We start from the raw sequence: 21,858 nt of genomic DNA on the forward strand, positions 1-21,858 counted from the left end.
GGGTAAGGCCGACAAAAACAACAACAGGCTAAACCCCAAAAATAAAAAAAAGAGCATGCAACAATCCTAGAGGGGAGCTTCGGCTCCCCTCAGTGCTTTCCGGGATTCAGATTTGCGAGCAGCCCTCCTCGCTCCCACGCGCAGCAAAGGAGCGCAGCCCCAGGCGCTCCGCGCCGAGCGGTCGTGTCGGCGACGCAGAGCGTCTGGCGAGGCATTCCCACGCGGAGCGTGGGAACGAGTAGCACCGTTACCTGTTCGACAACTCCTCGATACTGATCTCCCGCATCCGGAACTTCTGCACCTTGCCCGTCACCGTCATCGGGAATTCCTCGACGAAGCGGAAGTACCGCGGCGTCTTGAAATGCGCGATACGCGCCTTGCACCAGGCCTGCAGCTCCTGCTCCGTGGCGCTATGGCCAGGGTGGAACTTGATCCAGGCGACGATTTCCTCGCCGTAGCGATCATCGGGAATGCCGATCACCTGGACATCGGCCACCGCCGGGTGGGTGAAGAAAAACTCCTCCAGCTCGCGCGGGTAAATGTTCTCGCCGCCACGAATGATCATGTCCTTGTTACGCCCGGCGATGCAGACGTAACCCTGCTCGTTCATGGTCGCCAGGTCGCCGGTATGCATCCAGCCCGCCGCGTCGATGGCTTCGGCCGTGGCCTGGGGGTTGTTCCAGTAGCCGAGCATCACGCTGTAACCGCGCGTGCACAATTCGCCCATCTGCCCGCGCGGGACAATGCAGCCCTGTTCGTCGATGATCTTGCTCTCAAGCTGTGGCTGTGTACGCCCCACCGTGGTAACACGCAGTTCCAGCTCATCACTGGGGCCGGTCTGCAGGGACACCGGACTGGTCTCGGTCATGCCGTAGGCGATTTGCACTTCACTCATGTGCATCTCGCTGATGACCCGGCGCATGACTTCGATCGGACAGGTCGCCCCGGCCATGATCCCGGTGCGCAGGCTCGACAGGTCGAACTCCTGGCGCTGGGGCTGGTCGAGCATGGCAATGAACATGGTCGGCACACCGTACAGGGCGGTGGCGCGCTCCTGGGCGACCGTGCTCAAGGTGAGCAAGGGATCGAAGGCGTCGTTGGGGTAAATCATGGTGCTGCCATGGGTCAGGCAGCCAATGTTGCCCATGACCATGCCGAAGCAGTGGTACAGCGGCACCGGAATCACCAGACGGTCGGACTCGGTCAGGCCGAGGCTTTCGCCGACCATGTAGCCGTTGTTGAGGATGTTGTAATGGCTGAGGGTCGCGCCCTTGGGAAAACCGGTGGTACCGGAGGTGTACTGGATGTTCACCGCCTGGTCGAATTGCAGGCTCTTCTGGCGCTCTTGATACGCCCCATCGCTGATGCTTTCGGCCAGTGCCGCCAACTGCTCCCAGGGCAGGAAGCCTGCCGGCGGTTGTGCGTCCAGGCTGATGACCCCGCGCAGTTCCGGCAGCAACTCACTGCGTAATTGCCCTGCCGGTTGCTTACCCAGTTCAGGCAACAAGCCGCTCACCATCTCGTGGTAATTGGAAGACTTGAACGCCCCGGCGCAGATCAGCCACTGGCAGCCGGACTGCTTGAGCACGTACTCCAGCTCGCCGCTGCGGTAGGCCGGGTTGATGTTGACCAGGATCGCGCCAATCTTCGCACTGGCGAACTGGGCAATGGCCCACTGGGCGCAATTGGGCGCCCAGACACCCAGCCGATCGCCGGTCTTGAGTCCCAGGGCCAGCAAGGCCCGGGCATGCACATCGACCGCTTCAGCCAGTTGCTGCCAGGTGTAACGCAGTTGCTGATGGCGTACCACCAGCGCTTCGCCGTACGGGAAACGGGCTACAGTGTCATCGAAGGCCTGGCCGATGGTCATCGCCAGCAATGCTTTGTCTTGCAGGCCCTTGGAATAGCTTGGTTGTTCCATGACGGTCCCTTTTGTGTTTGTTCTGGGAGCATGCCGTTGACTGTCGACTGTACAGTCAGCAGCCGAAAAAATCGCCTTAACTCTCGCTCAAATTAACGTTAACGTAAAGGGCAACAGAAAGCTTTTTCCGACCGTCGATCAAAACCATTGGACAGCGTTGACAGCCTCCCTCTTCAGGTTTACGTTAACGTAAAGGTGATAGCAGGAGCAGCCGCGGCTGTTCACCCCTTCCACAAGAATAAACAGCAAAGGTGAAAGCATGAATTACCCATCCCTGAACTTCGCCCTGGGCGAAACCATCGACATGCTGCGCGACCAGGTCCAGGCCTTCGTCGCCGCCGAACTGACCCCGCGCGCCGCCCAGATCGACCAGGAAAACCTGTTCCCCGCCGACATGTGGCGCAAGTTCGGCGACATGGGTCTGCTGGGTATCACCGTGCCGGAAGAATACGGCGGAGCAGGCCTGGGCTACCTGGCCCACGTGGTGGCGATGGAAGAAATCAGCCGTGGCTCGGCCTCGGTCGCCCTCTCCTACGGCGCCCACTCCAACCTCTGCGTCAACCAGATCAACCGCAACGGCACCCACGAGCAGAAAGCCAAATACCTGCCCAAGCTGATCAGCGGCGAACACATCGGCGCCCTGGCCATGAGCGAGCCCAATGCCGGCTCCGACGTGGTCTCCATGAAGCTGCGTGCCGACAAGCGTGGCGACCACTACGTGCTCAACGGCAGCAAGACCTGGATCACCAACGGCCCGGATGCCAACACCTATGTGATCTACGCCAAGACCGACCTGGAAAAGGGCCCGCACGGCATCACCGCTTTCATCGTCGAGCGCGACTGGAAAGGCTTCAGCCGCAGCAACAAGTTCGACAAGCTGGGCATGCGCGGTTCCAACACCTGCGAGCTGTTCTTCGATGACGTGGAAGTCCCCGAAGAAAACGTGCTCGGTGTGGTCAATGGTGGCGTCAAGGTCCTGATGAGCGGCCTGGATTATGAGCGTGTGGTGCTCTCCGGCGGCCCGACCGGGATCATGCAGGCCTGCATGGACGTGGTCGTACCCTACATCCATGACCGCAAGCAGTTCGGCCAGAGCATCGGCGAGTTCCAGCTGATCCAGGGCAAGGTCGCCGACATGTACACCCAGCTCAACGCCGGCCGTGCCTATCTGTACGCCGTGGCCCAGGCCTGCGAGCGTGGCGAAACCACCCGCAAGGACGCCGCCGGGGTGATCCTCTACACCGCCGAACGCGCCACGCAAATGGCCCTGGACGCGATCCAGATCCTGGGTGGCAACGGCTATATCAACGAATTCCCCACCGGGCGCCTGTTGCGCGACGCCAAGCTGTATGAAATCGGCGCCGGCACCAGCGAAATCCGCCGGATGCTGATCGGTCGCGAACTGTTCAACGAAACACGCTGAGCCATCCAGATAAGGAAGTGCGCCCCATGGCTATCCTGCACACCCAGATCAACCCGCGCTCGGCGGAGTTTTCCGTCAACAGCGCGGCCATGCTCGAACAGGTCCAGGCACTGCGCAACCTGCTCGCCCAGGTTCACCAGGGCGGCGGGCCAAAGGCTCAGGAACGACACACCTCGCGGGGCAAATTGCTGCCACGCGAGCGCATCAACCGCCTGCTCGACCCGGGCTCGCCGTTTCTCGAAATCGGCCAGCTGGCCGCCTATGAAGTCTATGGCGAAGACGTACCCGCCGCCGGCGTGATTGCCGGTATCGGTCGGGTCGAAGGCGTGGAATGCATGATCGTGGCCAACGACGCCACGGTCAAAGGCGGCTCCTATTATCCGCTGACGGTAAAGAAACACCTGCGCGCCCAGGCCATCGCCCAGCAGAACCGCCTGCCCTGCCTGTACCTGGTGGACTCGGGCGGCGCCAACCTGCCGCGTCAGGATGAAGTCTTTCCGGACCGCGAGCACTTCGGGCGGATCTTCTTCAACCAGGCCAACATGAGCGCCCTGGGTATCCCGCAGATCGCCGTGGTCATGGGTTCCTGCACCGCCGGTGGCGCCTATGTACCGGCCATGGCCGACGAAGCGATCATGGTCCGCCAGCAGGCGACCATCTTCCTTGCCGGCCCGCCCCTGGTAAAAGCCGCCACCGGCGAGGTGGTCAGCGCCGAGGACCTGGGCGGTGCCGATGTGCACTGCAAGGTGTCCGGGGTTGCCGACCATTACGCCGACAACGACGAACACGCCCTGGCCATCGCCCGCCGCTGCATCGCCAACCTGAACTGGCAGAAACTCGGTGAAGTCCAGCAGCGCGCCCCAATCGCACCGCTGTACGCCAGCGAAGACCTGTATGGGGTGATTCCGGCCGATGCCAAGCAGCCTTTCGATGTGCGCGAAGTCATTGCGCGCCTGGTCGACGGCTCGGTGTTCGACGAATTCAAGGCCTTGTTCGGCACCACCCTGGTCTGCGGCTTCGCGCACCTGCATGGCTACCCGATCGCGATCCTGGCCAACAACGGCATCCTCTTCGCCGAAGCTGCGCAAAAAGGCGCGCACTTCATCGAACTGGCCTGCCAGCGCGGCATCCCGCTGTTGTTCCTGCAGAACATCACCGGTTTCATGGTCGGCCAGAAGTACGAGGCCGGCGGCATCGCCAAACACGGTGCCAAGCTGGTGACAGCCGTAGCCTGCGCCAAGGTACCGAAGTTCACGGTGATCATCGGCGGCAGCTTCGGCGCCGGCAACTACGGCATGTGCGGCCGCGCCTACGACCCGCGTTTCCTGTGGATGTGGCCCAATGCGCGGATCGGCGTGATGGGCGCCGAGCAGGCGGCTGGCGTGCTGGCCCAGGTCAAGCGCGAACAGAGCGAACGCACTGGGCACCCTTTCAGCGCCGAGGACGAGGCCCGCTTGAAACAGCCGATCCTCGACCAGTACGAGCACCAGGGCCACCCCTACTATTCCAGCGCACGGCTGTGGGACGACGGCGTCATCGACCCGGCACAAACCCGCGACGTACTGGGCCTGGCCTTGTCGGCAGCACTCAATGCGCCCGTCGAACAAAGCCGCTTCGGCATTTTCCGGATGTGATCATGAACGACTTCACGACCCTTGAATTGCTCAAAGACCCTCGCGGTTTCGCCACCCTCTGGCTCAGCCGCGAAGACAAGAATAACGCATTCAATGCGCAGATGATTCGCGAACTGATCCTGGCGCTGGACCAGGTGGCAGCCGATACCGACCTGCGTTTTCTGCTGCTGCGCGGCCGTGGCCGGCACTTCAGTGCCGGCGCGGACCTGGCCTGGATGCAGCAGTCGGCCGAGCTCGACTACCAGACCAACCTGGCCGACGCCCAGGAACTGGCCGAGCTGATGTACAACCTGCACAAGCTGAAGATCCCGACCCTGGCCGTGGTCCAGGGCGCGGCCTTCGGTGGTGCGCTGGGCCTGATCAGCTGCTGCGACATGGCCATCGGTACGGTTGATGCGCAACTGTGCCTGTCCGAAGTGCGCATCGGCCTGGCCCCGGCGGTGATCAGCCCCTTCGTGGTCCAGGCCATGGGCGAGCGCGTTGCGCGCCGCTATGCCTTGACCGCCGAGCGCTTCAGTGGCGAACGCGCCCGCGATCTGGGCCTGCTGGCCGAAGCCTATCCGGTGGCGGAGCTGGAGCAACGGGTCGGCGAATGGGTCGACAACCTGCTGCAGAACAGCCCGCAAGCCATGCGTGCGAGCAAGGATCTGCTGCGTGAAGTCGGCCATGGCGAGCTGACCCCTGCCCTGCGCCGCTACTGCGAAAACGCCATCGCCCGTATTCGCGTCAGCCCCGAAGGCCAGGAGGGCCTGCGCGCCTTCCTGCAAAAACGCCAACCCAACTGGCAATCGACCCCGACCGCGAAGGAGCCGCGCCCATGAGCCGCCCGCACCTGACTACCCTGCTGGTTGCCAACCGTGGCGAGATCGCTTGCCGGGTGATGCGCACCGCCAAGGCCCTGGGCCTGACCACCGTGGCCGTGCACAGCGCCACTGACCGTGACGCCCGCCACAGCCGCGAAGCCGATATTCGCGTCGACCTGGGCGGTGCCAAGGCAGCGGAAAGCTACCTGGACATCGCCAAGCTGATCGCCGCGGCCAAGGCCAGCGGTGCCCAGGCGATCCACCCCGGCTACGGCTTTCTTTCCGAGAACGCGGGCTTCGCTCGTGCCATCGAGGAAGCCGGGCTGATCTTCCTCGGCCCACCGGCTTCGGCCATCGACGCCATGGGCAGCAAATCGGCAGCCAAGGCCCTGATGGAAACCGCCGGTGTGCCGCTGGTGCCCGGTTATCACGGTGAAGCCCAGGACCTGGAGACCTTCCGTGCCGCCGCCGAACGCATTGGCTATCCGGTGCTGCTCAAGGCCACCGCCGGTGGTGGCGGCAAAGGCATGAAAGTGGTCGAGCAGGAAAGCGAGCTCGCCGAAGCCCTGGCCTCGGCCCAGCGCGAAGCGCAATCGTCCTTCGGCGACTCGCGCATGCTGGTGGAGAAATACGTCCTCAAGCCGCGCCATGTGGAAATCCAGGTGTTCGCCGACCAGCACGGTAATTGCCTGTACCTCAATGAGCGCGACTGCTCGATCCAGCGTCGTCACCAGAAAGTGGTGGAAGAAGCCCCGGCCCCTGGCCTGAGCCCCGAACTGCGCCAGGCCATGGGCGAGTCGGCGGTGCGCGCCGCCCAGGCCATCGGCTACGTCGGTGCCGGCACGGTGGAGTTCCTGCTCGACGCCCGTGGCGAATTCTTCTTCATGGAGATGAACACCCGCCTGCAGGTCGAACACCCGGTCACCGAAGCCATCACCGGCCTGGACCTGGTGGCCTGGCAGATTCGCGTGGCCTGCGGCGAACCGCTGCCGATCACCCAGCAGCAAGTACCGCTCAATGGCCACGCCATCGAAGTGCGGCTGTATGCCGAAGACCCGGGCAATGACTTCCTTCCTGCCACCGGCACCCTGCAGCTGTACCGCGAGTCGGCGCCGGGTGCGGGACGGCGAGTCGACAGCGGCGTGGCCGAAGGCGACATCATCTCGCCCTTCTACGACCCGATGCTGGGCAAGCTGATCGCCTGGGGCGAAGACCGCGAACAGGCACGCCTGCGCCTGCTGAGCATGCTCGACGAGTTCGCTATCGGCGGACTGAAAACCAATATCGGCTTCCTGCGGCGCATCGTTGCTCACCCGGCTTTCGCCGACGCAGAACTGGATACCGGCTTCATCCCGCGTTATCAGGAGCAATTGCTGCCGGCCCCGACCCCGCTGCCAGCTGCCTTCTGGGAGGCCGCTGCGCAGGCTTACATCCAGAGCCAGCCGGCGCAGGTGCGCAGGGATGACGTCCACTCACCCTGGAGTTCGACCGCAGGTTTTCGTGCCGGGCTGCCAGCCCAGACCAGCCTGCACCTGAGCTGCAACGGTCAGGAGCAAGCGCTGACACTCAGCCAGAGCGCCGCGCCCAACCTGCGTCTGGTCGGTGAGCAATTGCAAGTCGATGAAAACGGCCTGCGCCGCCAGCACCTGGCCATCCGCCGGGGTGGCTCGCTGTATCTGCACTGGCAAGGCGAACTGCAGACCGTCAACCTGCTCGATCCGATTGCCGAGGCCGATGCCAGCCATGCCCATCATGGCGGCCTTACCGCACCCATGAACGGCAGTATCGTGCGGGTGCTGGTCGAAGCCGGGCAACAGGTCGAAGCCGGTGCGCAACTGGTGGTGCTGGAGGCGATGAAGATGGAGCACAGTATCCGTGCGCCCCATGCCGGTGTGATCAAGGCCCTGTATTGCCAGGAAGGCGAGATGGTCAGTGAAGGCAGTGCGTTGGTGGAATTGGAGCAGTCTTAACACCGGCCCATGTAGCCGCTGCCGTAGGCTGCGCTCGACCGCGAAGCGGGCGCAGGATCTCAAGATCGCCTGGGAGCCCAGCGCAGCCTCCGGCAGCGGCTACATGGGCCGCCTAGAACTTGATAGTGGCCTGAACCACGACCCCGAGCAGGCAGAATTGCTCGGTCAGCACGACCTTGGGATACGTCGGGTTCAGCGGCTTGAGATAACGTTGCCCGCCCTCCTCGCTCAATTGCCTGAAGGTCGCCCCCGGACGGTCTTTGCACCTGGCGATGACCAGCTTGCCCACCACGGCCTCCAGGGCCGGATCCACCAGAATCAACATCCCTTCCGGCACACTGATACCTAGTGGCGCCGTCATCGCATCGCCCTCGACCTCCAACCAGAACGCCGGCCCCTGGGCCTGATAATCGGACACCTCGAAGCGCCCGTCGGGGTAGGTGACCAGCTCCGGGCCAGCCATTTGACTGGCCGCCTCCCAGGTGATGACCGGATAGCGAAAATACAATTCGTGCTGTGGGACCAACGCCTGCAACGCTGTAGTCGAATCACCATCAACACTGTAGGAACCATCCGGCTCTGCTATCTGAACCGTGGGACAGATGCGTAGGTGAGCCAGATCGAGCGCTGCCAGAATCTGGTTCATCGTCTCGAGCTTGGGCTCGCGGCGTTTGTTCAACCAATGCCCCACGGCGCCTTGGGACACCCCGATGCGTTCTGCGAGTTGTTCTTGCGTGACGTTGAGTTCACGCATTCTGGCCTTGACCAGGAGAATCCATTTATCCATCGCTGGCACGATACGGACAGAAATCCCACGCTCAATACACAAATTGTATTATGTTGGATTTGGCAACAAATACGACCCGTACTAGCCTGAAAAGCCCAATTTATCCAGCAAGGACGACCATGATCCCCCCTACTCAGGAAAACCCCGGTAACACTCAAGACGACGATCGTACCGTGCTCATCGACAGCGACGCGGCCAGGCGAGCACTTGACTACTACCTCAATCCAACGCCAGCGGGCCAGGAGGATGACGAACCATTGATGTTCACCGCTCGCGATGGCCTGACCACTGCACAAGCGATGACCCATGCCTATGCGTTGCTGCGTTGCGCCGCAGCGACCGCCTACGAATCAGCCGACAGCCTCCAGGGCGCCCGGCGCGACCTGGCGTTTTCGGTCATGCACATGATCAACCTGGCGCGAGCCATGGTGGAACGCACGCTGAATAAACAAAGTATTTGAACAGGGACCCATACGCCGCAGCGCAGTCGCTGGAGCCACAGGATATGGAAACGAAAATTATTTCGCGGATGACGGGAAATTCATTTGACTTACAAATGATAATGATTATTATTGCAAGCAACTGGTCGCGAGATCGGTTGGATAACCTGAAAGACCTTAGGTCGGACTCTCAGATTATCTCCTCATCAGGCTAATCACGGTTTTTGACCCGGCTTTTTGCCGGGTCTTTTTCTGTCCGCCACATTTCGTACTTTTCCGTAAGTCATAGATTATACGGCGTTTACCACTTAGTATCTGTCCGCAAGCGTTCACCCTATTCCGTTGCAATCGGCGAAAAAGTGGGGGAACAGATGGGGGAACAACATCCCTCACTGACAAAGGAGAGATCGGTGGGCAAACTGACCCCCAAGCAAATTGACAACTTGTCTTAGCCTGCCTCCTATGAAGACGGCGACGGCTTGCGCCTTGTCGTGAAGGCTACCGGACGCAAATCTTCACGAAGTACACAGACAGCGTTAGATGCCCATCGAGCGCCAAGCGCAGAATGTCAGCCTCGGTTACGTCTTCACCTACGCTGATAGACAGGCGCTTTGCGGTATCCTTTACGGTTAGCCATTCCTTGAGCTTTAAAGGTTTACTCACTCTCTCGCCTCCATGGGCGACCTGCTGGAAAACGGCCAGTCAGAAGGGTAGGTAATCCTATTTTTGATTCGCCTGAACCGACAGTTCGAATGCATGCTCAGCCCATCAAATGCTGTAAAAGGACCCGGACAGGCTGCTCGCGATGGAGGATGTTCAGCAACAGCATGACCCGTTCTTTCCCCTCCAACGCCAGGAAGATCGCATCCACCTGGGCATAGGGCCCCACCTTCACCTGAACCTTGTCGCCTGGCTTGAGCGCCGTGAACTCAGTGACGATGGAGCAACGTTGCTTGAGTTGTTCGATGATGTCGTCGGGCACGCGGCATGGCTGACTGGAAAAGCTGACGATCCTGTTCACGCCGCGGGTCGATCGCAGCGCGGTCCAGTTGTCCTGGGCGTGCAAATGAACGAAAAGATAACCTGGAAACATCGACTGTGTGAGTTGCTTGATCTTGCCACTCTTGATGGTTTCAAAGCTCATGGTCGGGCAGAAGCAGGCGAAGCCCTGCCGATGCAGATGTTCACTCGCCCGCAGGTCTTGACGAGACTTGCATTGCACGAGATACCAAGCGACGTCGGGTAAATCCATTATCCGATTCATAAGCTTTCACTTGCGCGAACTGTCACTCCGTTGACGTTAGCCCCTCCCTTCTAGCGGTGTCGCTACGCAAGCTCAAAGGCCGACTAATGGTAGGGTAGAAAAATGATGTTTATCATCGAGTGTTTTCGACGGATCCATCGGTCGGAAAGAAGCGTTTCGTACAGTAGAAACATTGTGTGCCCTCCCAGTCGAACTATCCTGAGTTTTGCTCTGATCCATGTTTGATAGCTCTCTGCAACTGCAGTCGATGGGACTGTGTCAGTTTGGTAGTACGCATGTTTCAATCCTGCAACTATCGCTCCGCCCTGCGCCAGCGAATTGCGGTAGCTTTGCTCGCTACTTTATCCAACCAACTCGTTGAACATTCTGAGCGCTCTCGCGACCAGAATCTATAGCGCTGAACACGTGACATGAATCAATCTTGCCCTGCCCCTATTACCTGCTTACTTGGGTGCCGCCCCTCCTACAACAACTACTTGATAGCCAACTTGAATATGCGAGCTGACGGTTAATAGCCAAATAGCGGCACTGGTTTTATCTCTGCGCTCAAACAAATGAACTGATCCATACAGACAGTCCACCAAGGAAATCTTCGTCAGACTCTTCCTGGTGGGTCCCCTGCACAGCTAAGGAGTCAGCGACATGGCCCAAGTCAGCTACCCCGGTGTCTACATTGTCGAAAAGGCCAGCGGGGTGCGCACCATCACCGGTGTCGCTACCTCGATCGCGGCCTTCGTCGGCTACACGCGCAAAGGCGAGCCCGACAAGGCCGTTCCGATCACCAGCTACGCCGACTTCGAGCGCGGCTTCGGCGGACTGGACCGCGACAGCCCGGTGTCGTATGCGGTGCGGCAGTTCTTCCTCAACGGCGGTACCCAGGCCTTGATCGTGCGGGTGGTCGCTGGCAAAAAATTGACGAGCTGGTTATTAAAGGGAGACGGGGCAGCAGATGTGCTGAAGGTGACTGCGGCCAGTCCAGGTGAATGGGCGAATACCCTGCGCATCACTGTGGAACGGGATAGCCCGCAGCTGCGCAATCCACACGCTGACTTCAATTTGATCGTTTCACAGTTGCAACCCGACAGCAGCACGGTGACGCTCGAGACTCATCGCAACCTGAGCATGGACCCGAAATCCCCACAGTTCGTTGAGTCGGTGGTCAAGAACGCCTCCGCGCTGGTGCAAGTGGAACGCGTTGCCGGCCTGGTGTTTGCCCAGACGGGATGCGCCGTCAGCGACAAAATCGACTTGGCGCACCCGCCAAGCCCGAGCAATACCGTGATCGGCGGCACCCTGGACGACACCACACCGTTTCTACTGATCCCCGTCCCCATCCCCGTTCCTTGGACCGATATCAACACCCTGGTCCACTCGATCAACGACGCGATTTCCGACGCTGGTCTGGCCTCTGTGCTGCTGGCTTTGGAAACCGGCGAAGACGGCGGTGCCGGCAACGGCCACCTGAGCCTGAAGTCCCTGACCGTCGGAGAGTCGTCGAGTGTTGTGATCACACGCGGTGCATTCGGGGGATTAACCGCAGCGATCAAATTGGGGCTGGAAAACGGCGGCCGAGAACTCCCTGCCGCGATTGAGCATCGCCCCATAGCCGCAATAAACGTCGCGCCCAGCACTCTTGGAGCCGGAGATAAAGGTGGGCCGAATGACCTGATAGGTAGCCCTGACAAGAAGAGTGGCATCTACTCCCTGTTGGACGTGGATCTTTTCAACCTCCTTTGCATCCCCGAGACCTTTGACATGCCCGCTGGCAAGGAGGCCGCAGTCATCCCCGCCGCCACCAAACTGTGCGAAGATCGCCGCGCGTTCTATATTGTCGATGCACCGCTCCGTCTTAAGCTTACCGAAATCGGAGCCTGGACCAACGCCGCCTCGCAGTCGCGCAATGCGGCGACTTACTTCCCTCCCGTGCGTGTTCTCGACCCGCTCGACGGCTTGCGCCCCCGTTCGATGGCGCCATCAGGCACTTTGGCCGGCGTCTATGCGCGCACCGACGCCACACGTGGCGTCTGGAAGGCGCCTGCCGGCACCGACGCGACACTCAACGGCGTGTTGGACCTCGCACTGCCGGTCAATGACCTCGAGAACGGCCAGATCAATCCACTCGGTGTCAACGTGCTTCGCAGCTTCCCGGCTTACGGCCGCGTCTGCTGGGGGGCGCGCACGATGAAGGGCGCCGACGCGCAGGCCGACGAGTACAAATACATCCCGATTCGCCGACTCGCACTCTTCATCGAGGAGAGCCTGTACCGCGGCACGCAGTGGGTGGTGTTCGAGCCCAACGACGAACCGCTGTGGGCGCAGATCCGCCTGAACCTCGGTGCCTTCATGAACGGCCTGTTCCGCCAGGGCGCGTTCCAGGGCAAGACGCAGCAGGAAGCGTTCTTCGTCAAGTGCGACAAGGAAACCACAACACAGGCGGACCGCAACCTTGGCATCGTCAACATTCAGGTGGGCTTCGCGCCGCTCAAACCGGCAGAGTTCGTCGTCATCACCATTCAGCAGATCGCCGGCGATCTGCAATAAGGGAGTCGAATCATGGCCCAGTTCGCCGTCAATACTCATCGCTTCGACCCCTACAAGAACTTCAAATTCCGCATCAAGTGGGACGGCCGGTACGTGGCCGGCGTCAGCAAGGTCGGTGCGCTCAAGCGCAGCACCGAAGTCGTCGAGCACCGCGAAGGCGGCGACCCGTCGACCTCACGCAAGTCGCCCGGGCGCACCAAATACGAAGCCATCACCCTGGAGCGCGGCGTCACGCACGACCTCGAATTCGAGGGCTGGGCCAACAAGGTCTGGCATGTCGGCACCGGACTCGGTGCCGAGGTGAGCCTGAAGGACTTTCGCAAGGACCTGATCCTCGAGGTCTACAACGAGACCGGCCAAGTCGTGTTGGCTTACAAAATCTACCGTTGCTGGGTATCCGAGTTCCAGGCACTGCCCGACCTCGACGCGAATGCCAACGCCATCGCGATTCAGACACTCAAGCTCGAGAACGAGGGCTGGGAACGCGATCAGGAAGTTCCCGAACCAACGGAGCCAGCCCTGGCGGGCTGACAGCACACCATGAACCTGCTACCGTCACTCATGACATTGCGTCCATTTGGCGAGGCTGCGGACCTGGATGTGGACTTCGGCCACGCTGACAGGCCGAGTCTTGTGACCCGGCTGCTCGTGCAATGTGGCGAATGCAGTGATCCTGCCTTCTGGTGGTCGCAACCGGTGAGCGTGCGCACCGCGGCCCTGCTGCGCCTGGTCGCCGCGACCGAGCAGGTGAACGCATTCTCGTTCACGGCACGCTGTGCACAAGCGCCCTGTGGCGAAACCTTCGAGTTCGAGCTGCCATTGCCTGCACTGGTCGCCGACGCCGACGCCGACGCCGACGCCGACGCTACCTCACCGATCCACGTGGCCCTCGACGAACAGCGTTCGGTAACGCTGCGCCGGCCCACTGGCGACGACCTGCGTAACTGGCAAACTGCCCGGCCAGCCTCGCGTACGGCCGCAGTGCGCATGATGCTCGATACGTTGCTGCTTGCCGGCGAAGTTCAGCTGCAAGACGAGGCGCGACTGTCCGACTCGATCGCGGCGGCCGACCCGCTGACTGCTTTCGCGGTGTCGTGCCAGTGCCCGGCCTGCGGAGCACCAAATGAAGTACCCATCGACCTGGATGCGGCGGCACTGGCCCGGCTCCGTGCCCGCCAGCGCGGGTTACTGCGCGAGATCCACGCCCTGGCCTCGCACTATGGCTGGACCGAATCGCAAGTACTCACGATACCCCCAGCCCGGCGCGCGCATTACCTTGCCTTGATCGAGAGCCAATCATGATCGATTACTTCGGCGCTTTGATGCGTTCCAGCGGTCTAGCACCCGGTGAAGGTTCGCCGATGAGCGTCACTTCGCGGACCAGTATTACAGCGCCGCTCCAGAGCAACATCGAACTCAGCGGACCAGCAATGCAGGCCGACCCAGAGACAGCGCTATCGCCAAAACTACGGGAACAACCGCTCACCGACGAGCTGCCGCCCCTTCCAACCCCCTCGTCTGTTGAGGCATCCCAGCCGCTGGACCAGACGGTGGTGCTCGCGGCCCTGCATTGGGTGGCGACTGATCCGCCGCAGGCCACACCCCTGCCCCATGACCGGACAAACCGTGAGCCATCGGTTTTGGTGATGGACGCCGCCAGCGAGCCCGTCACACCAACGTTGATACCTGCAGCCGATGCCAATGCCAATGCCGATGCCGATGCCGATGCCGATGCCGATGCCAACACGGAAGCGGTCTTTCACTCACAGCCCATCAGTATGACGCACACCGTACTCACGATGGAGGCCCCGCCGCGCCTTGCCAGCCAACCGGCAGCCCTGCTAACGGCACCGATAACGCCCGCACCAGTGCCGCGCGATGAACCCATCGAGATATCCATTGGTGCCATCCATCTGCGCGTAGAAGCACCGACCGCCCAGACCCAGGTCCGCTCACCGGCGGCGCCCACCACTGCGCCACGTGCGCCGGCCCCCACCACACCACCGCGCAGCGCCCTGGCACGGCGCGCGCTGCGCCGTATCTGACCATGGCACTCGCAGATTCCGGCCGGGCGATTGGCGCAGTGACCCGTTTGCTGCAGGACCACCTGAACCGACTTGGCTTCGACGTCTCGATTGGCAAGCCCGAAGATGCGACCAGGCACAACACCAACGAGAAGCTCAATCTTTTCCTTTATGAGACAACCTTTGATCCGCATCTGCGCAACCTGTCGCTGCGCGATGGCGAACCACCTCCGTTGTGGCTGGTGGTGAAGTTTCTGCTGACCGCCTTCGACGAGAAAGAAAACAGCGACACCGCCGCCGCGCATGACTTGCTCGGTCGCGGCATCGCGGCGCTACACGAGCTCAACTTCTTGCGCCTGGACCACTCGGTGGTGCCTGACGTGCAACTCGCTCTGGAGAACAACCCCGAACCACTGAAGCTGAGCTTCGATGAGTCGACGGTGGATCTGTTGACCAAAATCATGCAGGGCTCCGATGAACGCTTCCGGCTTTCGGTGGCCTTCCAGATACGCCCTGTGATGATCGCGCCGGCCAGCCTGCCTCGCGGGTCGCTGCTGGTCGGCATTGATTACAGCACCACGCCGCAAACCACCATTGGCAGCGATGGCATCCACCTGGAGGTCATCCCGTCAACCGGCGCCCGCCTGGAGCGGGTCGAACCCGATCGATTCGAGGTTGGTGCGACGCTGACACTGTACGGCGACGAGCTGAACGCCAGCACGCTGGAAGTCGTGCTCGGCGGCGTGGTACTGAGCATTGTCGAGCGTCATGTGGACCGGCTCGTCGTCACCGCCGAAGGCAGCTCCGGCACGCCGATCGCCTCGGGCACCTCATTGTCGGCCGGCGAGATGCCACTGATCGTGCGCCGTCGGCTGTCACCGACCCGCACGCGCTCGAGTAACCTCTTGCCTGCACGGCTGTTACCGACCCTGGACAGCGCCGCGCTCGTGGCCGGTGTTTTGAAGTTGCAAGGCCTGCTGCTCGGCTCTGACGCCGATGACGTGATGGTGCTGTTCTACCGCGAATTCGACGGCGTGACGGTGCGGCGGTTCGAAACGGTAACAAGCGCTGCAGACCAGCAGACGCTGACCATTGTCGGCGCGGCGACCAACGTGCCGGCCGGCAGCTACCGTGTGATCCTGCGCGTCAACAACCAGCAGGCGAAAGCCAGCCCGACCGTGGTGGTGCCATGACTACCCATCCACCCGCTGCTTCCTCGCTCGCCGGCGAGGTCGCATTCCTGCCGGGCGTCCATGGACAGGATCCGCTTGCGCAATACTGGCTGGGTCAAGTCAGTTTGCGTCTACGACGCGAGGTCTGTTGGCTATGGCGCGAACGCCGCCTGCAGAATGCAGGTGATACCGAAGGTGCGCCGCTGCCACCGCTGGTGGACGGGGCACTGGCCGCGCTCGACCTTATGCGCTACGAGCGCGACAAACGCGTTTTTTTCGCTGAGGACGTCACTGCGCGCTATCTTAGCGATTGCATCTCCACGGCCGTTCCATCGGCGTCGGCAGGCGACCCGCGCGGCTCTTTCGGCTGGCTCGTGCAACATCTTCAGCTCACACCGGTCGAGTGTTTCGTGCTGGCGATGGCGCTGTTGCCGAGTGTCGACAGTGCCGCTGGCCCGGTCATTGCCACCTGCCTTAACGATCTGGCACGAACCACCCCTACCCTGGCATTGGCTCAGCGCCTGTGGGACGAACCGGATGAGTTGCTGCGCTGCATCGATCCGGCGCATCCGCTGCTGCGCCATGGCGTGCTCGCATTCATGCCTGGCGCAGCAGCGTGCGACTGGCAGGCCGCGCTTGCAGTGCCATCGATGGTCGCGCGTGAGTTGTTGTTCGCCGGTGGAGAGCTGCCGTCAGCACTTGAATCGATCCCCCTGGCACCCCTGCCGCAAGGTATGGAAACCGCCAGCGCCGCGTATGTTTGCGCCAGGGTGGCAAGTCTGATCGATGCGGGTGGCTTTAACGGGATGCGCGTCATTCCGGTGATCGGACCTCCCGGCGCGCCGCTTGCCGAGGTGGCGGCAGCCTGCGCCCAACGTGCTGGCGTGCCTGTTGTGCGCCTCAGCCCGGCATTACCACGCGAACACTTGGCGCAGGCGCTCTGCACCGCCTGGCTACGCGGCTGCGCGGTGTATCTGCCGGCTGCTGTCTTGGCCGATAGCACGACTCATGAAGGAATGCTGGTGGCGCCGCCACTGCCCGGCCTTGCGCTCACGCTGTTTGTCGGCGCGCAGGATCGCACTACCCTGCGCGGACTCGGCGCGACACTGCCAACCATCGACGTTGCTCCGCTGAACTATGCCCAGCGCCTGGATTGCTGGCGTCGACAGCTGCCCGACCCCACATTCGCATCGATGCTGCCCGAACTCGCGCGGCGTTTCCGCTACGAGCAAGCGGCCATCAGTCGAATAGGCGCCGAGCTGGCGACCCTCAGCCAGCCCCCCGTCCGCGCCGAACTCTTCGCGGCCGCGCGCGCCGACCTCGACCTCGGCACCCTGGCGCAAGCCGTCACACCGCGCTTCGTGCGCAGCGAACTGATGCTGCCACCTGCACAGGCCGCGCAGATCGACGAAATCGTCGCAGCCATGAATAACCTGACCCGCGTGCACTACGATTGGGGTACTGCGCTGCCCTGGAGCGAATGCGGACTGGCAGCGCTGTTCGCTGGCCCACCCGGTACCGGCAAGACCATGGCCGCTGAAGCGATTGCCGCCGAACTCGGCTTGCCGCTGTACCGCATCGACCTGTCGCAAGTTGTCAACAAATACATCGGCGAAACCGAGAAGAACCTGCGTCGGCTGTTCGATGTCGCCGACTCGGCGGACGTCATCCTGTTCTTCGACGAGGCCGATGCGCTGTTCGGCAAGCGCACCGAAGTCAAGGACGCGCACGACCGATATGCCAACCTCGAGATCAGTTACCTGCTCGAACGCATGGAGCGATTCAAGGGCCTCGCGATCCTGGCCACCAACCGCAAGAGGGACCTCGACGAAGCCTTTCTGCGCCGCTTGCGCTTCGTCGTCGAATTTCCGCTGCCAAGTCCGGTGGAACGGCTGCGCATCTGGCGCAGTGTGATCCCCGCCGATGTCGACGCCAGCGAAATCGACTTTGAGTTCCTCGCCCAGCGCTTCGCACTGGCCGGCGGACATATCCGCGCCATCGTCTTCCATGCCTGCCTGCAGAGCGCCGCCGAAGGCGCGCCGCGACGTCTGGGCATGCCGGCCGTGGTATGCGCGCTGCAGCGCGAGTACAACAAGCTGGAGCGAACCAACAGCCTTGAACAGTTCGGCCCCTATGCCGGGCTGGTCGCTGAACAATGGATCACCCGATGAACCTGACGGTCCCCACCTGATATTGCAGGAGAGTCAACAATGACCACACCCTCCTCGCCGGGCTCGCGCCTGCACATCGACACGCTCGAACTCGACCTGCGCGGCATCCCGCCGACGACCGTCGAAGCGGCGGCCCGTCTGCTGGGGCCTGCATTTGCACAGGCGTTTGCCCAACATCGTGCGCGCCTGACTGTTGCCGAGCCTCGGCTGGATGCCGGTCGCTTGGTCCTCCCTGCTTCGCCCGGCGCCAACGAGCTGGCAGTGGGAATCGCCCGGCACGTCGTCGGTAGCTTGCGCGGAGAGCGCACATGAGCCTGCTGCGCGGCGCACTGATCGAGTACGGCACTGACCTGATCGGGCTGATTCCCAACGTAGTGATCTTTCAGTTCAATCCGGAATCGTTGTCACGAACGCTGGAGATTCCGCCGCGACCCAGCGGCGTCACCCAGCGCGAAAACACCCAGGCCGGTGAAAAGACCTTCGAGAAAATCAGCTTCAAGGCGCACTTCAGCGCCGCCAATATGCTCGACGAGGGCAAAGAGCTGGCGCAGCTGTTCGGCGTAGGGCCGCAACTGGCGGCGCTTGAAAAAATGGTGTTGCCGAGTTCGAAGATCGCCAGCCTGGCCGGCGCCGCCATCGACGCAATCGGTAGCGCGCTCGGCGGAGGCGGCAACCCTCAGGCCCAGCCGATCCCACGCGAAAAGTACCCACGCATCCTGTTCATCTGGGGTCACACACGGGTACTGCCAGTGACCATCGGTTCAATGAGCATCTCCGAACTCGAATACGACGCGGTGCTGAACCCGACCCGTGCCGAGGTCGATTTGCAACTCAGCGTCATCGCCGTGGACGACTGCTCTGATGACCTCCTGGCCAAGGGTGCTCTGGAGTATTCGACCATCGCCAAGGAAGCCCAGGCCATCACCAACCTGGCCAACACGGCCGAACAGATCGTCGAGCTGATTCCCTAGCAGGAGGCGCTGAATGTTTCTGCAAAACTCGCGCTACGCCAAGGTTGCTACCGTCGTGACCACCACTTCGACCGGCGAGACCGTAGTCGCCCTGAAACTGCGCTATCTGACACCCATGAGCGGCGAGCCGCAGACGGTGCAGTCGGGCGACCGACTAGACCTCCTCGCCCAGTCCCGGACCGGGGATGCCACCCAGTTCTGGCATGTCGCCGACGCCAACACCGCGCTCGACAGCCGCACCCAGGTAGAAACGCCGGGCGATACCATCATCGTTCCGAGGAACTGACCATGACAGAGCAACGCTTTCGCGTCTGGTTCGGTGATACCGCCGCGAGCGAGGAACAATTGCGCCGCATCGAGGAAATCGAGGTTACCCAGGAAATGGACGCGTTCTGGGAAGCGCACCTGCGCATGGTGGTGTGCCTGGATGCGAACGGCGTCTGGTTGCATTGGCCAGGCGACACCAGCGCACCCTTCTCGCGCGTGCGAGTCGAACTCGACATCGGCAACGGCCACTTCGCCCCTTTGATCGACGGTCCGCTGGTCAGTGTCGATGCCGCGCTCGATTCGCAGCCTGGGCGCAGCACCGCGACCATCGTCGTGCGCGACGACAGCGCCTTTCTCAACCGCGACGAGGAAACGGAACCGCCGTTCGAGCATCGCAAAGCCAGCGACATCGCCAGAGAGCTGTTCGGCCGTTTCGTGCAAATCAGCGACACGCGCATCGACGACACCCAGTCCACGCCTGAAGCGACCACACGACGCGGCACAGTACTGCAATTTTTGCGTGAGCTGGCGAGCGCCAACGATCGCCATATCTACGTACTACCGGGCGACCAGCGCGGCACCAGCACCGGCTGTTTCCTGGCCGACCCGACGGACGCGGCGGGCTTGCCGCCCCTGGTGCTGATCGGCAATGGCCGCAATCTCGCCAACGCCAGCGTCATGCAGGACCCCAACGGCGGCGGGCGTACGCAGGCGCAGGTGTTGCGGGTCAATGATCAGGGTGTCACCACCTTTGAAGCCAGCGCGGCGGACCTCGGCCTGATGCGCAACCTGCCCGCACTGCCGGCCGACCTCACACCAAAGCTGTTGCTCAACCCGTCGGACAACACCCGCGAAGACCCGGCCGCGGCCGCCACTGCTCAGGCGCGGCGCAACGGCTATGTCTACAAATTGGCCAGCCATGTAATTCCTGGGTGTTATGGCGGCTTGCTGACGCCCTATCAAAAGGTTCGTGTCGACGCCGGCGCCACGCCGTACAGCGGCGACTACCTGATCACCAAGGTGATCCATCGCATCACTCCATCGCTGTACACCCAGGAACTTGAGGCCAAGTCCGATTCCGTGACTGAAGTCTCGGGCGCGGCTGTGGCCGAGGCGCTGGGTGGCGGCCTGCAATTGTCAGTGTCGATGAGCGGAGGGATATTCTGATGACCGACCTGATGGAGAACACCATCGAGCGCCTCGTCGAGCGCGTTGGCGGTCGCTACTTCGGCAAATACCGCGGCATCGTCACCGACGTCTGTGACCCCAACAATCAGTGTCGCATTCGTGCCACCGTACCCGCCGTGCTGGGCGAGCAACAGTGCAGCTGGGCCCTGCCGGTCGCCCCTTTCGCTGGTGACGGCCACGGCATGGTGCTGCTGCCCAAGGTCGGCTCCGGGGTGTGGATCGAGTTCGAGGCGGGCCAGCTGGACAACCCGATCTGGTCAGGTGCCTGGTGGGCCAGCGGCGAGCGGCCCGAGCCGCAGGGCGATGGTGTGCGGGTCATCGTCTCGGAAAAGGGCCACAAGGTGATCCTCGACGACGAGGAGAACGAGGTGAGGATCGTTCACGGCGACGAGCTCATCGCCAAGACGATCACCATCACCGCCAGCGAGATCGTGATCACCTGCGGCGCCTGCGAAATCAAGATCAGCAATGAGAGCATCTCGCTGAACAACGGGCTGATCAAAGTCGGCCTGGCCGGTGTGAGCCTGGTCAACGGGGCGATGAGTTTCGGAGTTCCGCCATGATCCCCATCCTCACCACCAGCAGCACCGTCATGTGCCCCCACGGGGGGATTGCCCAACTGGTCACGACCCACACCGAGGCGCTGGTCGACGGCGCGCCGATGCTGCTGCAGACCGATGTGCACCCCATCGTCGGCTGTCCGTTCACGCCGGTCACCTATATGCCCTGCTTGTCTATCCGCTGGGTGACCGCTGCAACACAAACCGCCCTGCACGGTGTGCCGGTATTGCTGCAAAGCAGTGTCGGCCTGTGCCTCAACGCTGCACAGGTGCCCCAGGGCATCGCCCTGGTCGTGCAGACCCAGCAAAAAGCCAAAGGGTTATGAGCATGGCACTTTCCAACGGACGGCATCTTGCCTTTCCATTTCGTATCGGTACCGACGGACGCACCGTCTGCCCGGCGAACGACGATGTCCACGTACACGACGAACTCTTGCAGCTGCTGCTGACCAGCCCTGCCGAGCGCCTGTTCCTGCCCGAGTTCGGCGGCGGCGTACGAAAGCTGGTTTTCGAACCCGCCTCGGAGGCGTTGCGCGGCGTGGTAAAGGCGCGCATCACCAACAGTTTGTCACGCTGGCTCGGTCACCGACTGACGGTGGAGCTGATTGACGTGGTCTGGGACGACGTCGCGGCGACGCTGGAGGTGACAGTGAAATACCGGCCCGCCGGCAGCCCCGATTCACGTGTCATCAAATTCAAGCGCAACGCCTGACAGGACGCAT

The 21,858-nt window shown here is 62.2% G+C and carries 21 protein-coding genes; 18 read left to right on the top strand and 3 right to left on the bottom strand.

Annotated elements, in window-relative coordinates; translation table 11 throughout:
• Positions 1-247 precede the first annotated feature (247 nt).
• Positions 248-1,921, bottom strand: coding sequence for an AMP-binding protein (locus F2S13_RS05025; RefSeq protein ID WP_166359372.1), 1,674 nt, complete (start codon positions 1,919-1,921; stop codon positions 248-250).
• Positions 1,922-2,180: 259 nt separating this feature from the next.
• On the opposite strand from F2S13_RS05025, the gene F2S13_RS05030 reads away from it, so the two are divergent.
• Genes F2S13_RS05030 through F2S13_RS05045 form a run of 4 tightly spaced genes read left to right on the top strand, consistent with a single transcriptional unit; the run spans position 2,181 to position 7,751 of the window.
• Positions 2,181-3,344, top strand: a complete 1,164-nt coding sequence (locus F2S13_RS05030) for an isovaleryl-CoA dehydrogenase (protein ID WP_166359373.1) — start codon at positions 2,181-2,183, stop codon at positions 3,342-3,344.
• 26 nt (positions 3,345-3,370) lie between these two features.
• Positions 3,371-4,978, top strand: coding sequence for a carboxyl transferase domain-containing protein (locus tag F2S13_RS05035; protein ID WP_166359374.1), 1,608 nt, complete (start codon positions 3,371-3,373; stop codon positions 4,976-4,978).
• A gap of 2 nt (positions 4,979-4,980) precedes the next feature.
• Positions 4,981-5,799, top strand: a complete 819-nt coding sequence (locus F2S13_RS05040; protein WP_166359375.1) for a gamma-carboxygeranoyl-CoA hydratase — start codon at positions 4,981-4,983, stop codon at positions 5,797-5,799.
• Positions 5,796-7,751, top strand: coding sequence for an acetyl/propionyl/methylcrotonyl-CoA carboxylase subunit alpha (locus F2S13_RS05045; protein WP_166359376.1), 1,956 nt, complete (start codon positions 5,796-5,798; stop codon positions 7,749-7,751). The genes F2S13_RS05040 and F2S13_RS05045 overlap by 4 nt, the downstream gene beginning before the upstream one ends.
• A gap of 112 nt (positions 7,752-7,863) precedes the next feature.
• Here the strand turns inward: F2S13_RS05045 and F2S13_RS05050 are convergent, their stop codons facing one another.
• Positions 7,864-8,538 carry a LexA family protein gene (locus F2S13_RS05050; RefSeq protein ID WP_166359377.1) on the bottom strand — a complete coding sequence of 225 codons (675 nt, stop codon included), beginning with the start codon at positions 8,536-8,538 and terminating at the stop codon, positions 7,864-7,866.
• A 119-nt stretch (positions 8,539-8,657) separates the two neighbouring features.
• Here F2S13_RS05050 and F2S13_RS05055 point away from each other — a divergent pair, with 119 nt between their 5' ends.
• Positions 8,658-8,999, top strand: a complete 342-nt coding sequence (locus F2S13_RS05055) for a DUF6124 family protein (protein WP_166359378.1) — start codon at positions 8,658-8,660, stop codon at positions 8,997-8,999.
• Between the two features lie 739 nt (positions 9,000-9,738).
• Here the strand turns inward: F2S13_RS05055 and rfaH are convergent.
• A complete protein-coding gene (gene rfaH, locus F2S13_RS05060; protein ID WP_246237765.1) occupies positions 9,739-10,230 on the bottom strand; it encodes a transcription/translation regulatory transformer protein RfaH in 492 nt (163 codons plus the stop codon).
• 654 nt (positions 10,231-10,884) lie between these two features.
• Here rfaH and F2S13_RS05065 point away from each other — a divergent pair.
• The 13 genes from F2S13_RS05065 to F2S13_RS05125 all read left to right on the top strand — a co-directional run bounded on the left by F2S13_RS05065 (position 10,885) and on the right by F2S13_RS05125 (position 21,848).
• Positions 10,885-12,783 carry a phage tail sheath family protein gene (locus F2S13_RS05065; RefSeq protein WP_166359380.1) on the top strand — a complete coding sequence of 633 codons (1,899 nt, stop codon included), beginning with the start codon at positions 10,885-10,887 and terminating at the stop codon, positions 12,781-12,783.
• Between the two features lie 12 nt (positions 12,784-12,795).
• Positions 12,796-13,314, top strand: a complete 519-nt coding sequence (locus F2S13_RS05070) for a phage tail protein (RefSeq protein WP_166359381.1) — start codon at positions 12,796-12,798, stop codon at positions 13,312-13,314.
• A gap of 9 nt (positions 13,315-13,323) precedes the next feature.
• Positions 13,324-14,085, top strand: coding sequence for a hypothetical protein (locus F2S13_RS05075; RefSeq protein ID WP_166359382.1), 762 nt, complete (start codon positions 13,324-13,326; stop codon positions 14,083-14,085).
• Between the two features lie 128 nt (positions 14,086-14,213).
• Positions 14,214-14,828, top strand: a complete 615-nt coding sequence (locus tag F2S13_RS05080) for a hypothetical protein (protein ID WP_166359383.1) — start codon at positions 14,214-14,216, stop codon at positions 14,826-14,828.
• Between the two features lie 2 nt (positions 14,829-14,830).
• Positions 14,831-16,000, top strand: coding sequence for a Pvc16 family protein (locus tag F2S13_RS05085; RefSeq protein WP_166359384.1), 1,170 nt, complete (start codon positions 14,831-14,833; stop codon positions 15,998-16,000).
• Positions 15,997-18,150 carry an ATP-binding protein gene (locus F2S13_RS05090; protein ID WP_166359385.1) on the top strand — a complete coding sequence of 718 codons (2,154 nt, stop codon included), beginning with the start codon at positions 15,997-15,999 and terminating at the stop codon, positions 18,148-18,150. Before F2S13_RS05085 ends, F2S13_RS05090 begins: the two co-directional genes overlap by 4 nt.
• Positions 18,151-18,189: 39 nt before the next feature.
• A complete protein-coding gene (locus tag F2S13_RS05095) occupies positions 18,190-18,462 on the top strand; it encodes a hypothetical protein (RefSeq protein WP_166359386.1) in 273 nt (90 codons plus the stop codon).
• Positions 18,459-19,121 (top strand): hypothetical protein, encoded by a 663-nt coding sequence (locus F2S13_RS05100; protein WP_166359387.1) that lies wholly within the window; start codon positions 18,459-18,461, stop codon positions 19,119-19,121. Before F2S13_RS05095 ends, F2S13_RS05100 begins: the two co-directional genes overlap by 4 nt.
• Positions 19,122-19,134: 13 nt before the next feature.
• Positions 19,135-19,407, top strand: coding sequence for a LysM peptidoglycan-binding domain-containing protein (locus tag F2S13_RS05105; RefSeq protein WP_166359388.1), 273 nt, complete (start codon positions 19,135-19,137; stop codon positions 19,405-19,407).
• Between the two features lie 2 nt (positions 19,408-19,409).
• Entirely contained in the window at positions 19,410-20,555 is a 1,146-nt protein-coding gene (locus tag F2S13_RS05110) for a hypothetical protein (protein ID WP_166359389.1), read from the top strand.
• Positions 20,555-21,139, top strand: coding sequence for a phage baseplate assembly protein V (locus tag F2S13_RS05115; protein ID WP_166359390.1), 585 nt, complete (start codon positions 20,555-20,557; stop codon positions 21,137-21,139). The genes F2S13_RS05110 and F2S13_RS05115 overlap by 1 nt, the downstream gene beginning before the upstream one ends.
• A complete protein-coding gene (locus F2S13_RS05120) occupies positions 21,136-21,462 on the top strand; it encodes a hypothetical protein (RefSeq protein WP_166359391.1) in 327 nt (108 codons plus the stop codon). The genes F2S13_RS05115 and F2S13_RS05120 overlap by 4 nt, the downstream gene beginning before the upstream one ends.
• 2 nt (positions 21,463-21,464) lie before the next feature.
• A complete protein-coding gene (locus tag F2S13_RS05125) occupies positions 21,465-21,848 on the top strand; it encodes a GPW/gp25 family protein (protein ID WP_166359392.1) in 384 nt (127 codons plus the stop codon).
• Positions 21,849-21,858: the final 10 nt, after the last annotated feature.

This window comes from Pseudomonas akapageensis (genome assembly GCF_011355085.1).
In the GTDB taxonomy this organism is placed as follows: Bacteria; Pseudomonadota; Gammaproteobacteria; order Pseudomonadales; family Pseudomonadaceae; genus Aquipseudomonas; species Aquipseudomonas akapageensis.

What these genes read in the sequence shown, in the direction of transcription:
- F2S13_RS05075 (WP_166359382.1), top strand. Translation starts at nt 13,324, where the DNA reads ATGAACCTGCTACCGTCACTCATGACATTGCGTCCATTTGGCGAGGCT.
- F2S13_RS05115 (WP_166359390.1), top strand. Translation starts at nt 20,555, where the DNA reads ATGACCGACCTGATGGAGAACACCATCGAGCGCCTCGTCGAGCGCGTT.
- F2S13_RS05080 (WP_166359383.1), top strand. Translation starts at nt 14,214, where the DNA reads ATGCAGGCCGACCCAGAGACAGCGCTATCGCCAAAACTACGGGAACAA.
- F2S13_RS05085 (WP_166359384.1), top strand. Translation starts at nt 14,831, where the DNA reads ATGGCACTCGCAGATTCCGGCCGGGCGATTGGCGCAGTGACCCGTTTG.
- F2S13_RS05050 (WP_166359377.1), bottom strand. Translation starts at nt 8,538, where the DNA reads ATGGATAAATGGATTCTCCTGGTCAAGGCCAGAATGCGTGAACTCAAC.
- F2S13_RS05035 (WP_166359374.1), top strand. Translation starts at nt 3,371, where the DNA reads ATGGCTATCCTGCACACCCAGATCAACCCGCGCTCGGCGGAGTTTTCC.
- F2S13_RS05040 (WP_166359375.1), top strand. Translation starts at nt 4,981, where the DNA reads ATGAACGACTTCACGACCCTTGAATTGCTCAAAGACCCTCGCGGTTTC.
- F2S13_RS05090 (WP_166359385.1), top strand. Translation starts at nt 15,997, where the DNA reads ATGACTACCCATCCACCCGCTGCTTCCTCGCTCGCCGGCGAGGTCGCA.
- F2S13_RS05095 (WP_166359386.1), top strand. Translation starts at nt 18,190, where the DNA reads ATGACCACACCCTCCTCGCCGGGCTCGCGCCTGCACATCGACACGCTC.
- F2S13_RS05055 (WP_166359378.1), top strand. Translation starts at nt 8,658, where the DNA reads ATGATCCCCCCTACTCAGGAAAACCCCGGTAACACTCAAGACGACGAT.
- F2S13_RS05125 (WP_166359392.1), top strand. Translation starts at nt 21,465, where the DNA reads ATGGCACTTTCCAACGGACGGCATCTTGCCTTTCCATTTCGTATCGGT.
- F2S13_RS05100 (WP_166359387.1), top strand. Translation starts at nt 18,459, where the DNA reads ATGAGCCTGCTGCGCGGCGCACTGATCGAGTACGGCACTGACCTGATC.
- F2S13_RS05030 (WP_166359373.1), top strand. Translation starts at nt 2,181, where the DNA reads ATGAATTACCCATCCCTGAACTTCGCCCTGGGCGAAACCATCGACATG.
- F2S13_RS05070 (WP_166359381.1), top strand. Translation starts at nt 12,796, where the DNA reads ATGGCCCAGTTCGCCGTCAATACTCATCGCTTCGACCCCTACAAGAAC.
- F2S13_RS05105 (WP_166359388.1), top strand. Translation starts at nt 19,135, where the DNA reads ATGTTTCTGCAAAACTCGCGCTACGCCAAGGTTGCTACCGTCGTGACC.
- F2S13_RS05120 (WP_166359391.1), top strand. Translation starts at nt 21,136, where the DNA reads ATGATCCCCATCCTCACCACCAGCAGCACCGTCATGTGCCCCCACGGG.
- F2S13_RS05045 (WP_166359376.1), top strand. Translation starts at nt 5,796, where the DNA reads ATGAGCCGCCCGCACCTGACTACCCTGCTGGTTGCCAACCGTGGCGAG.
- rfaH (WP_246237765.1), bottom strand. Translation starts at nt 10,230, where the DNA reads ATGGATTTACCCGACGTCGCTTGGTATCTCGTGCAATGCAAGTCTCGT.
- F2S13_RS05110 (WP_166359389.1), top strand. Translation starts at nt 19,410, where the DNA reads ATGACAGAGCAACGCTTTCGCGTCTGGTTCGGTGATACCGCCGCGAGC.
- F2S13_RS05025 (WP_166359372.1), bottom strand. Translation starts at nt 1,921, where the DNA reads ATGGAACAACCAAGCTATTCCAAGGGCCTGCAAGACAAAGCATTGCTG.
- F2S13_RS05065 (WP_166359380.1), top strand. Translation starts at nt 10,885, where the DNA reads ATGGCCCAAGTCAGCTACCCCGGTGTCTACATTGTCGAAAAGGCCAGC.